The following is a 12,130-nucleotide window of genomic DNA, read 5'->3' as shown; positions in this document are numbered from 1 at the left end:
CGAGATCAAACCCTATGCCATGTATGCAGGAAGAAAAACGAGGAGATAACGATGGGAAAGAAGCGGATCCGCCGGAACGCCGGCAGATCCTGAGCACCAGAACGAGCGCGTGAAAAGCGCTTATTGGCCGATAGACGTCAGGCCCTGGCGGATCCCTTCGTCAGCCTGCTGGCACCACGCCTGCAGCCCCTGCGGCGCTTCCTTCTCCAACGCGACCACTTTGCCGTCGTCGTTCAGCACATTGCCTTCACGGCCCATCGCTTCACGCTTGTCGCCATCGCGGGTATCAACGCCGCCCGGAATAGCCGCCACGTAGGCCACCATTTTCTTGGCGTTGTCGATGCTCTCCGCTTTCAGGAAACCTTTATCGACGCAGTAGGACATCAGCCCGGCGGTATTACGCGTGATGTCATAGACGTTCTTCAACGCGGCAGGATCCATCCCTTCGGCATTGGCGGTGTTAAACAGGCCCAGAGTCGCGGCAATCATGCCGGTCAGAATGCTCTTTTTCATTGTTATCTCGTTTTAATAATGAAGTAGTTAATTTTTAATTATTCACAAAAAAATGTGAATACCGCTACGATATAACGGCGGCCTAGATTAACACAACACTAACGCGTTAATAACTGTGGTTAAGTTAGCGCCTAATAAAATAAAAACGCATGGTGGGGTTATTACTTCCTCCCGGCGTCAGTTTTTTACGTTCGACATTGACCGCGCTCAATTCAAATTTAAAATAGTCTCATCATGGAATTATTCGTAACGAAATCGTTGGCCCGCGGTCAATCACGTTCCGCACTTTGCCAACCCGCCCCGGCGTGGCATAGCCTGTTAAGACGCGCCATGCCATAGTGGAAGGGGATTCGCTTGAACCCTTCCGTCCGGCCGCCGCAATGCGACGATAAAACCCTTCTCGATATCACGATGAATTTATATCTTTATCCGGCGGTGCTTATTGCGTACCGCTTGGGCATCTTTGAGTTTATTGCTCAGCCCCCCGCAGCCTGGCCAATATATGCACTCAGGCCAATCTGGAAAGACGCCCAGCGGAAACGTTGGCCATGGCGCTATTGGCATTGAAATTGATCGCCAGAGACGGCGATACATACTCTCTCTAGCCGGAAGCGGAAACCTTTTTGTTAAAAAACAACCCGCATTACTTCGGTTATTTTTGGGATTTGATGATTGAAAACAGCGAGATTTTCTCGCTGAAAAACCTGGAAAACGCCATCAGAAAAAATACCTCGCCGATCTACGACGAGCAGGAGCTGTTCGAAGCGCATACGCTCGACGCCGACAGAATGCGGCGTTTTACCCACGCCATACCCAGCCTGAGCGTGGGATCGGCCAGCGTTTGGCCGCGCTGCCCCCCCTCGCTCGGCGCTGGATATCGCCGACCAACTGCTCGACGTCGGCGTCGGGCCTGCTCAATTACTGCCGTCGCTCGGCTACTACAGCATCGTGACGGCGCAAAAAACCCAGGCTTAGCGGTTCACCGAACGCGCCATGCGGCTGTAGGTGTGGCGCACGCCGCGAATCGCCACGCTGTAGGCGAAGATGTTTTCCGGCAGCGCCAGCCCCAGATAGCCGGTATCGCCGATATGGTGCAGGTCCGCGCCGGCCATTTTGCTCATCAGCGCAATCTGCCGCACGGTCTGCACGTCGGCCCCCTCTTGCGAGGTGCCGATCGCCGTCATCGCCAGCGCTCCCTGCCGCTGGGCATAGGCGATCAGCGCCGCCACTTTTTCCTGCGACATGCCGGGAATGGTGCCCGGCGCCGGCAACAGCACGATGTCGGCACCGTTTTCCACAAACAGCGCGATGTCCTGCTCGCCGATCAGCTGGCTGCCGCTTTCGCGCACAATGCCGGCGCCGTGCATCTTGCCGGTCACCAGCACCATCTCGTCGCCCACTTCATCACGAATCGCTTTCAGCGCGGCGGCGATCGCCTGATTGCTGACGCCGTTGTTCGGGTTGCCGGTCAGCACCAGCATGCGCGCACCGAGCTGATACAGCTTGCGGGCATTCTCGGCGGTGGCGGCGCGGCCCGCCGTCATCTGCCAGAAGTCGTTATGTTCGGTGGCGAAAGCCGGATCGACGGCCTCCAGGTTCACCCCGATCACCCGCCCGGTCAGGCGCTGCAGCGTGCGCAGCGCCTCCTGCGGCGACACGTCGACGGGCAGGCCCGCGATATGCGGACGATCGACGTCGAACAGGTTCAACAGCAGCAGGTCGGCGCCCTGGCTGGCCGCCAGTTCGGCGTTGGTGACGTTATTGAGCAGCGGCTGAGTGACCGCGATGGTTTCGCTGACCAAGATGCGCCCTTCGCTGGCGCGGATGGCATAGAGCAGATCGGCTTTGCCGATATCGGCCAGATCGCTGGCGCTGCAGTCCAGATAGCGTTTCATGAGGCAAGCTCCGGTGACGTTAGCGGAAAGGGATGGATGCCCCCTCTCCCACCGCAGTGAAAGAGGGGGAAAAGGTTACTTCAGCGTAAAGCTTTGCGCCTGCACGTTGTCGGAATCCAGGCCGACGAACACGTTGAATTTGCCCGGCTCCGCCCCCCATTTCAGGCTGGCGTTGTAGAACTTCAGATCGTCTTCGCTAATCGGCAGCTCAACCTGCTGCGACTGACCGGCCTTCAGCGTCACTTTCTTGAAGTTGCGCAGCTCTTTCACCGGGCGGCTGACCGAGGCGGTCACGTCCTGCAGATACAGCTGCACCACCGTGGCGCCGTCGTACTTGCCGGTATTCTTCAGCGTGACGCTGGCGGTTAACTTGCCGTTACGCGCCATCGTCGGGCTGGACAATTTCAGGTCCGACAGGCTGAAGGTGGTGTAGCTCAGGCCGTAGCCGAACGGATACAGCGGGCCGTTCGGCGAATCGAAGTAGCGTGAGGTGTACTTGCCCGGATTCTCCTTGCCGAACGGCCGGCCGGTGTTCAGGTGGTTGTAGTACATTGGGATCTGGCCGACCGAGCGCGGGAAGGTCATCGGCAGCTTGCCCGACGGGTTGTAATCGCCGAACAGCACGTCCGCCACCGCGTTGCCGCCCTCGGTGCCGCTGTACCAGGTTTCCAGCATCGCGTCCGCCTGCTCGCTCTCCCAGCTCAGCGCCAGCGGCCGGCCGTTCATCAGCACCAGCACCAGCGGCTTGCCGGTGGCTTTCAGCGCGGCGATCAGATCGCGTTGGCTCTGCGGGATCGTGATGTCGGCGCGGCTGGAGGCCTCGTGCGCCATGCCCTGCGATTCCCCCACCACCGCCACCACCACGTCGGCCTTGTTCGCCGCCTGTACCGCTTCGTCGATCATTTGCTGCGGCGAACGGGTATCGAACGCCACCGCCGGCTCATACTCGTTCAAATAGTCGATGATGCCTTTATCCTGCGTGACGTTGGCGCCCTTGGCGTACAGAATGCGCGCCTTGTCGCCCACCGCCCGCTCCAGCCCCTCACGCAGGGTGACCGACTGTTTGACCACCCCGGCGGCCGACCAACTGCCCATCACGTCACGCTGGCTGTCGGCCATCGGCCCGACCAGCGCGATGGTCGCCTGCTTGCTCAGCGGCAGCGTCTGCTTATCGTTCTTCAGCAGCACCATCGTCTTGCGCGCCACCACCCGCGCTTCGGCGCGGTGCAGGCGGCTTTCGGCGTTGGTGTCCTGCGGATCGGAACCCGCCGGGCCCAGATGCACGTAAGGATTGGTGAACAGCCCCATGTCGTATTTGGTGTTCAGCACGTCGCGGCAGGCGCGGTCGATATCGCTTTCAGGCACCAGCCCGTCTTTCACCAGGCCCGGCAGGTATTTGTCGTAAAACTCGTCGCTCATGCTCATGTCGACGCCGGAGGTGATCGCCAGCCGCACCGCGTCGCGCGCATCGGCGGCCACGCCGTGTTTAATCAGCTCTTTGATCGCGCCGTGGTCGCTGATGGTGATGCCTTTAAAGCCCCACTGCTCGCGCAGCAGATCTTTCAGCAGCCACGGGTTGGCGGTGGCCGGCACGCCGTTGATCGCGTTGAGCGACACCATCACCCCGCCGCTGCCGGCGTCCACCGCCGCTTTGTAAGGCGGCAGATAGTCCTGATGCATGCGCAGCGGGCTCATGTCGACGGTGTTGTAATCGAGGCCGCCTTCGACGGCGCCGTACAATGCAAAGTGCTTGACGCTGGCCATCACCGAACCGGGTTTGGCCGGATCGCCGTTCTGGAAACCGTCGACCATCACCTTGGCGATTTTCGAGACCAGCCAGGTGTCTTCGCCGAAGCCTTCGGAGACCCGGCCCCAGCGCGGATCGCGGGTGATATCGACCATCGGCGCGAAGGTCATGTTCAGGCCGTCGTCGCTGGCCTCTTGTGCCGCGACCCTGGCGCTGAGCGCGATGGCTTCCAGATCGAAGCTGGCCGCCAGCCCCAGGCTGATCGGGAACACGGTGCGCTGGCCGTGCACCACGTCATAGGCAAAGAACAACGGGATTTTCAGGCGGCTGAGCTGCATCGCCTGATCTTGCATCACCCGGATATCCGGCCGGGTGACGGTATTGAAGATGGCGCCGATCTGCCCTTTGCGAATTCCCTCGCGGATCGCTTCTTTCGGGTTATCCGGCCCGACGCTGATCAGCCGCAGCTGGCCGATCTTCTCTTCCAGCGTCATCTGCTTCATCAAATTGGACACGAAGGCGTCGCGCTGCTGGGCGTGAATGCCCTGCGTTATCGGCGTTTCCTGCGCAAAAGCCGGACTGAGGGCCAGACCGGACAACATACTCACCACACAAAGCCATTTCATCTTGTTTTATCTCAGGCGTGTTTCCGCCGCTAAAGCCGCGGGGTTTAATCGGAGTGAAGAAACAGTTTGCCACACTCTGTTTCATCGCCAAGGGAATTCGCATCGCTAATGTTTACAAAGCATTACAGGTCATCGGCAGGTAATTCTGTAGCCGGGCGCGGCTGTCGGCGGCCTCCGCCGCCAGAAAATCGACCAGCGCGGTTAACGTCGGCGGCGCCACCGTGCGTTCAGGATAGACCAAATAATAGGCCGCGCCGCTGCTGACGCAGAGCGGGAACGGCGTCACGATACGCTGCGCCTGAATATCCTCCTCCAGCAGGCACAGATCGCCGATGGCGATGCCAAACCCCTGCAGCGCGGCGCTCATCGCCAGATCGAGGGTATCAAAATGCTGGGCCTTGCCGGACGGCAACGCATCGGCGCCCGCTGCCTTCAGCCAGCGCAGCCAGTCGCGCCGATCGCGCGTCGGGTGCAGCAGGGTTTTGTCCGTCAAGTCCGTCAGCCGAGGCGTCGGCGGCAGAAATGTCGGCGTGCAGACCGGCGTGAGGATTTCATCGAACAGCAGGTGCGCGGTCAGCTTTTTACCCGGCGGCCGGCCGAATACCACCGCGGCGTCAAACTGCTCGGTACTGAAATCCAGGCCGTGCGACACCGAAGCGGTCAGCTCGATATGCATGTCCGGCCGTTCATTTTGCAGGCGAATAATGCGCGGCAGCACCCAACGCATGGCGCAGGTCGGGCATTTGATGCGCAGCGCCCCTGGCGGGGCGGCGGCCCGCGTCAGGGCTTCATCCAACTGCCCCAGCGCTTGCTGCACCGGCGCCAGCAGCTGCGCGCCCTGCGGCGTCAGCGCCAAACCGCGCGCCTGACGGCTGAACAGCGGATAGCCCAGACGCTGTTCCAGCCCGAGAATTTGCCGGCTGACCGCCCCCTGCGTCAGGTGCAGCTGCCGGGCGGCATGGGTAAAGTTGAGGCGTTGCGCCACCACCACAAAGGTTTTCAATACGTCGAGCGACGGCAGGGATATCGGCATAGCGTGCCTCGATTAGGTATGATCGTAGTGCATGGCAAGTATGACAAACTTTCCCTTGTCCGCCTACGCCGGCTGATGCTTAATCGCTCAACACTTCCCTGTTTGCCTGGAGCCCATCATGCAGAGCGCCTGCTCACCCCGCTCGAAGCTGCCGGACGTCGGCACCACCATCTTCACCGTCATTGGCCAACTCAGCGCCGAACATCAGGCCCTCAACCTGTCGCAGGGCGCGCCCAATTTCGCCGGAGACCCGCAGCTGATCGAGGCAACGGCACAAGCCATGCGCGCAGGTCATAACCAATACGCGCCGATGAGCGGCGTGGCGGCATTACGTGCTGCTCTGGCGGAAAAAGCTGAACGATTGTATGGCGCGCGCTATGACGCCGACGAAGAAATCACGGTGATCGCCAGCGCCAGCGAAGGGCTGTACTCGGCGATCAGCGCGCTGGTGCATCCCGACGACGAGGTGATCTATTTCGAACCGGCGTTCGACAGCTATGCGCCGATCGTGCGCCTGCAGGGCGCCACGCCGGTGGCGATCAAACTGTCGCTGCAGGACTTTCGCGTCGACTGGGACGAAGTGGCCGCCGCCATCAACGGCAAAACGCGCATGATCATCGTCAACACGCCGCACAACCCGACCGGCGCGGTGTTCGACGCGCAGGATATCGACCGCCTGACCGCCCTGACCCGCGACACCGATATCGTGATCTTGTCCGACGAGGTCTACGAGCACGTGGTGTTCGACGGCGATATTCACCACAGCATGGCGCGCTATCCGCAGCTGGCGGAACGCAGCGTGATCGTCTCGTCGTTCGGTAAAACCTACCACGTCACCGGCTGGCGCGTTGGCTATTGCCTGGCGCCGGCGGCGTTGATGGACGAGATCCGCAAGGTGCACCAGTTCATGGTGTTCTCCGCCGATACGCCGATGCAGCACGCCTTCGCCGCCGCGCTCGCCAATCCGCAGAGCTACCTGGGGCTGGCGGCGTTTTACCAACAAAAGCGCGATCTGCTGGCCAGCGCCCTGCAGGATTCGCGCTTTGAGCTGCTGCCCAGCCGCGGCAGCTTCTTCATGCTGGCCCGCTTTAGCGGCTTCAGCCACGAAAGCGACAATGATTTCGCCGTGCGCTTGATCCGCGAAGCGAAGGTAGCGACGATCCCGCTGTCGGCGTTCTACAGCGACGGCACCGATACCGGCCTTATTCGGCTGAGTTTTTCCAAAGATAACGAGACCCTGCTGGAAGGCGCGCGCCGTCTGAGCCAGGTGTAATTTTTTGTCCGACCATGGGAAAGGGGCACTGCCTATGAAAGCTTTGAAAACGCTGTTCGCCGCCGGATGCCTGCTGGCCGCCGGCTCTTCTCTGGCGGCGGAAAACAGCCTGCGTTTCGGCCTGGAAGCGCTGTATCCGCCGTTCGAATCCAAATCCGCCAGCGGCAAACTGGAAGGGTTCGACATCGAGCTGGGCGACGCGGTGTGCGCCGCCGCACAGTTGAAATGCAGCTGGGTGGAAACCTCGTTCGACAGCCTGATCCCGGCGCTGCAGGCGCGCAAGTTCGACGCCATCAACTCGGCGATGAACGTGACCGAACAGCGGCGCCAGGCGATCGCCTTTACCGACGCCATCTATCAGGTGCCGAACCGCCTGATCGCCAAGGCCGACAGCGGCCTGCTGCCGGACGCCAAAGCGCTGGCGGGCAAACACGTGGGCGTGCTGCAAGGCTCGATTCAGGAGATTTACGCCAAAACCCATTGGGCGCCGGCGGGCGTGGACGTGGTGTCTTATCAGGATCAGAATCAGGTTTACCTTGACCTGGCGGCCGGTCGGCTCGACGCCACGCTGGTGATGGCACCGTCGGGGCAAAGCGGCTTCCTGTCGCAGCCGGACGGCAAGGGCTTCGCCTTCGTCGGCGAGGCGGTGCGCGACGACAAGATCCTCGGTGAAGGCATTGCCTTCGGCCTGCGTAAAGGGGATGAGGCGCTGAAGAAGAAACTGGATGCCGCCATCGCCAAAGTGAAACAGCAAGGCACAGTGGCGGCGCTGTCGAAGAAGTATTTCGGCGATATCGACGTGACGGTGAAGTGATGGACGGGGGCGGCACCGCCGCCCCCTGCCGCGTTTAGCGATCGAACACCGAACTGTTCAGCGCGCGATCCTGCTGGTGGCGCTCCAGCGCCAATTCGATCAGGCGCGTGATCAGCGCCTGGTAGCTGACGCCGCTGGCGGCCCACAGCTTGGGATACATGCTGATGTTGGTGAAGCCCGGCAGCGTGTTGATCTCGTTGATCACCACCTGGTTATCCGGCGTCAGGAACACATCCACCCGCGCCAGCCCGAAGCACTCCAGCGCGCGGAACGCCTTCAGCGCCACCTCACGGATGTGGTCGCTCACTTCCGGCGCGATCGCCGCCGGCACCACCACCTGAGCACCCTGCTCATTGATGTATTTGGTGTCGTAGGAGTAGAAAGCGTCGCTCAGCACGATCTCGCCGCACACGCTGGCCTGCGGATCGTCGTTCCCCAGCACCGCGCACTCGATCTCGCGGCCGACGATCGCCGACTCCACCAGCACTTTGTGATCGAAGCTGAAGGCCAGTGCCACCGCCGCGTCAAACTCGGCGCGGTTTTCCACCTTGCTGACCCCGACCGACGAGCCCTGGTTGGCCGGCTTGACGAACAGCGGCAGGCCTAGGCGCTCGCTCAGTTGCTCAAACGTGAACCCGGCGCGGTTGGCGCGGGTCAGGGTGACGAAAGGCGCCACCGCCAGCCCGGCGTCGCGCAGCAGGCGCTTGGTCACGTCTTTATCCATGCTGACCGCCGAGCCGAGCACGCCGGCGCCGACGAACGGCATATTGGCCATGCGCAGCAGCCCCTGCAGCGAGCCGTCTTCCCCCAGCGTGCCGTGTACGATCGGGAAAATGACGTCGAGCTGGCCCAGCGCACCGGCGCTGCCCGCTTCGATCAGCTGCTGTTTTTCCTGGCCCGGGATCAGCGCCACGTTCTTGTTCGAGCGGTTCAGCGCGATCAGCGCCGGGTTCTCGGCGTTGAGCAGGTAGTTGGAGGCGTCGTTGATGTGCCACTGCCCCTGTTTGTCGATCCCCAGCAGCGTGACGTCAAACTTCTCTTTGTCGATTGCATCCACAATGTTTTTGGCCGACTGCAGCGACACCTCATGCTCCGCCGATTTACCGCCAAAAATCACCCCAACACGTAGTTTAGTCACGCCTTAAATCCTTCTGAAAAAATCATGGCAAAAAAGTCGTTCATCACAATAAACGCATTGCCTGGCGGCGGCAATCGTTGTTGCCAGAATCTTCTTACGCCACGGAATGCCACATCGCGACCATCCTAAACGTATACACTTCATATATTGTTTACTTATGGAGACGCCGATGGGCATCGTAAAAATTTCGGACGCGCTGCATGACGATCTGCGCCTCGCCAGCCTGACCATGACGCGTTCGATCAACGCGCAGGCCGAGTACTGGATCAAGATTGGCATGCTGGCGGAGTTCCATCCGGAACTGACTTACCCGCAACTGGTAAAAAAAATGATGAAAGATAACGCGCTGACGCTGAAGGAGATTGTCGGGTGAAAGAGATTGTGATTAAAACGCCGGAAGAGATTGCCAAAATGCGCCATTCCGGCGCCCTGCTGGCCAAAGTGTTTGCTATGCTCGATGAGGTCATCGTCGAAGGCATCTCCACCATGGAGATCAACGACCGCGCCGAGGCGTTTATCGTCGAAGAACTGAAATCGCGCCCGGCCAGCAAGGGGCAGTATGATTTCCCCTATGTGCTCAACACCTCAATCGACGATGTGGTGTGCCACGGGGTGCCGTCGGCCAGCAAAATCCTGCGTTCCGGTATGATTGTCAACGTAGATATCACGCTGGAAAACGGCGGCTACATCGCCGACTCCAGCAAGATGTACTGCATCGGCCAGGTGACGCCGCTGGCCAAACGGCTGGTGAACAACGTCTATGAATCGATGTGGCAGGGCATTCGCGCGGTGAAACCGGGCGCCACCCTGGGTGATATCGGCCACGCCATCCAGCGGCATGCCGAGCAGGCCGGCTACAGCATCGTGCGGGAGTATTGCGGCCACGGCATCGGCCGCGACATGCACGAAGAGCCGGCGGTATTGCACTACGGTCAACCCGGCAGCGGTCTGGTGCTGCAAGAGGGCATGGTGTTCACCATCGAGCCGATGATCAACCAGGGCGACCGCCGCATCAAGCAGAAGAAGGACGGCTGGACCGTGGTGACGCGCGACAAAAAACTGTCGGCGCAGTGGGAACATACCGTGGCGGTCACCGCCGACGGCGTGGAGATTCTGACGCTGCGCGACGAAGAGCGCCGCGCCAGCTACGCCGAACGCTACTAAATACGCAAGCCATTAGCTTAACAAGCTGATAGCTTAATAAGTTATTCACTTGATAACCTCTTAGCTTATGTGCGGCACTCCGGCGCCGCGGTTAAAGCGACGGAGATGACAGGGAGACAGGCAGTATGCAGTCAGGCAATCAGACGTTTATCAATCAGCTCAAAGACATCGTCGGCGGCCCGCAACTGTTGACCGGCGATCGCAACACCGAGCGGTATCGCAAGGGGTTCCGCTCCGGCGAAGGCCAGGCGCTGGCGGTGGTGTTTCCCACTAGCCTGCTGCAGCTGTGGCGCATTTTGCAGGCCTGCGTGGCTGCTGACAAAATCGTCATTATGCAGGCCGCCAATACCGGCCTGACCGAAGGGTCAACCCCCAGCGGCAACGACTATGACCGCGACATCGTCATCGTCAGCACTCTGCGCCTCGATCATATTCAGGTGCTGGACAACGGCAAGCAGGTGGTCGGCTTCCCCGGCAGCACCCTGCACCACCTCGAGAAATTGCTCAAACCCTACGGCCGCGAACCGCATTCGGTGATCGGCTCCTCCTGCATCGGCGCCTCGGTGATCGGCGGCGTATGCAACAACTCCGGCGGCTCGCTGGTGAAACGCGGCCCGGCCTATACCGAAATGGCGCTGTACGCCCAGTTAGGGGAAGACGGCCAGCTGCGCCTGGTGAACCATCTGGGCATCCGGCTTGGCGACACGCCGGAAGAGATCCTCACCCGGTTAGAAAAAGGCGACTATCGCCCGACAGACGTCGAGTACGGCGAGTTGCGCGCCTCGGATAACGAATACGCCAGCCGGGTGCGCGACGTCGATGCCGACACCCCTTCCCGCTTCAACGCCGACAAACGCCGCCTGTACGAAGCTTCCGGCTGCGCCGGCAAGCTGGCGGTGTTCGCGGTGCGGCTCGACACCTTCGAGAAAGAAGGCAAAGAGCAGGTGTTCTATATCGGCACCAACCACACCGCGGTGCTGACCGAACTGCGCCGCCACATGCTGAGCAAATTCGAAAACCTGCCGGTGGCCGGTGAATACATGCACCGCGATATCTTCGACATCGCCGAGGTGTACGGCAAAGACACCTTCATGATGATCGACAAGCTCGGCACCGATCAGATGCCGCGCTTCTTCACCCTGAAAGGCCGCATGGATGCCAGCCTCAACAAGCTGCCGCTGCTGCCGCACAACCTGACCGATCGGCTGATGCAGGGCCTGAGCCATCTGGCACCGAGCCACCTGCCGAAGCGCATGAAGGAATACCGCGAACGTTTCGAACACCACCTGCTGCTGAAGATGGCCGGCCCCGGCGTAGACGAAGCACAGCGCTATCTGACCGACTATTTCGCCCAGGCCGAAGGCGCCTTCTTCGCCTGCACGCCTGACGAAGGCAAAAAGGCCTTCCTGCACCGCTTCGCCGCCGCCGGTGCCGCCGTGCGCTACCACGCGGTGCACGCCGACAAGGTGGAGGATATTCTGGCGCTGGATATCGCCCTGCGCCGCAACGACACCGACTGGTTTGAAACGCTGCCGCCGGAAATCGACAGCCAGCTGGTGCATAAGCTGTATTACGGCCACTTTATGTGCCACGTCTTCCATCAGGACTACGTGGTGAAAAAAGGCGTGGACAGCCATGCGCTGAAAGAAAAGATGCTCGAGATCCTCAACCGGCGCGGCGCCGAGTACCCGGCGGAGCATAACGTTGGCCACCTGTACCACGCCAAACCGGATCTGCAAACGTTCTACCGCACCGCCGATCCAACCAACAGCTTCAACCCTGGCATCGGCAAAACCAGCAAACGCAAAGGCTGGGCCGAAGACCCCCGCTAAACGCCTCACGATCGGCCCGCCGCCGCACCCGGCGCGGGCCTCCTCTGCCCTACCTGCCTCATCGCGATCTTTCTGCGCCTTTAAAGATGCATTTT

The 12,130-nt window shown here is 60.8% G+C and carries 10 protein-coding genes; 5 read left to right on the top strand and 5 right to left on the bottom strand.

Annotated features, from left to right (window positions below; genetic code table 11):
- Positions 1-120 precede the first annotated feature (120 nt).
- The 4 genes from ACMGGW_RS05100 to ACMGGW_RS05085 form a co-directional block, all read right to left on the bottom strand.
- Positions 121-513 (bottom strand): hypothetical protein, encoded by a 393-nt coding sequence (locus ACMGGW_RS05100; RefSeq protein WP_025301979.1) that lies wholly within the window; start codon positions 511-513, stop codon positions 121-123.
- A 971-nt stretch (positions 514-1,484) separates the two neighbouring features.
- Complete coding sequence (locus ACMGGW_RS05095) at positions 1,485-2,408, bottom strand: haloacid dehalogenase-like hydrolase (RefSeq protein ID WP_197832336.1); 924 nt, start codon at positions 2,406-2,408, stop codon at positions 1,485-1,487.
- 75 nt (positions 2,409-2,483) lie between these two features.
- Positions 2,484-4,781 carry a beta-glucosidase BglX gene (gene bglX / locus ACMGGW_RS05090; protein ID WP_197832335.1) on the bottom strand — a complete coding sequence of 766 codons (2,298 nt, stop codon included), beginning with the start codon at positions 4,779-4,781 and terminating at the stop codon, positions 2,484-2,486.
- Between the two features lie 112 nt (positions 4,782-4,893).
- Positions 4,894-5,814 carry a LysR substrate-binding domain-containing protein gene (locus ACMGGW_RS05085; RefSeq protein ID WP_060432645.1) on the bottom strand — a complete coding sequence of 307 codons (921 nt, stop codon included), beginning with the start codon at positions 5,812-5,814 and terminating at the stop codon, positions 4,894-4,896.
- 118 nt (positions 5,815-5,932) lie between these two features.
- Between ACMGGW_RS05085 and ACMGGW_RS05080 the strand changes: the two genes are divergently transcribed.
- Together ACMGGW_RS05080 and ACMGGW_RS05075 are read left to right on the top strand one after the other, a co-directional pair.
- Positions 5,933-7,087, top strand: coding sequence for a methionine aminotransferase (locus ACMGGW_RS05080; RefSeq protein WP_197832334.1), 1,155 nt, complete (start codon positions 5,933-5,935; stop codon positions 7,085-7,087).
- Between the two features lie 34 nt (positions 7,088-7,121).
- A complete protein-coding gene (locus tag ACMGGW_RS05075; RefSeq protein WP_025301975.1) occupies positions 7,122-7,901 on the top strand; it encodes an ABC transporter substrate-binding protein in 780 nt (259 codons plus the stop codon).
- 34 nt (positions 7,902-7,935) lie between these two features.
- Here ACMGGW_RS05075 and ddlA read toward each other — a convergent pair whose 3' ends face one another.
- Positions 7,936-9,039, bottom strand: coding sequence for a D-alanine--D-alanine ligase (ddlA, locus tag ACMGGW_RS05070; RefSeq protein WP_015377061.1), 1,104 nt, complete (start codon positions 9,037-9,039; stop codon positions 7,936-7,938).
- Between the two features lie 169 nt (positions 9,040-9,208).
- On the opposite strand from ddlA, the gene ACMGGW_RS05065 reads away from it, so the two are divergent.
- The 3 genes from ACMGGW_RS05065 (at position 9,209) to dld (ending at position 12,035) form a co-directional block, all read left to right on the top strand.
- Complete coding sequence (locus tag ACMGGW_RS05065) at positions 9,209-9,412, top strand: ParD-like family protein (RefSeq protein WP_006324220.1); 204 nt, start codon at positions 9,209-9,211, stop codon at positions 9,410-9,412.
- On the top strand, positions 9,409-10,203 hold the full coding sequence (map, locus tag ACMGGW_RS05060; protein WP_025301974.1) for a type I methionyl aminopeptidase: 795 nt from the start codon (positions 9,409-9,411) through the stop codon (positions 10,201-10,203). Before ACMGGW_RS05065 ends, map begins: the two co-directional genes overlap by 4 nt.
- A gap of 125 nt (positions 10,204-10,328) precedes the next feature.
- Complete coding sequence (gene dld, locus ACMGGW_RS05055; RefSeq protein WP_025301973.1) at positions 10,329-12,035, top strand: D-lactate dehydrogenase; 1,707 nt, start codon at positions 10,329-10,331, stop codon at positions 12,033-12,035.
- The last annotated feature ends 95 nt before the right edge of the window (positions 12,036-12,130 follow it).

This window comes from Serratia sp. BNK-4 (genome assembly GCF_048685115.1).
Taxonomy (GTDB): domain Bacteria; phylum Pseudomonadota; class Gammaproteobacteria; order Enterobacterales; family Enterobacteriaceae; genus Serratia; species Serratia bockelmannii.
This window is presented reverse-complemented; position numbering and strand designations above follow the sequence as displayed.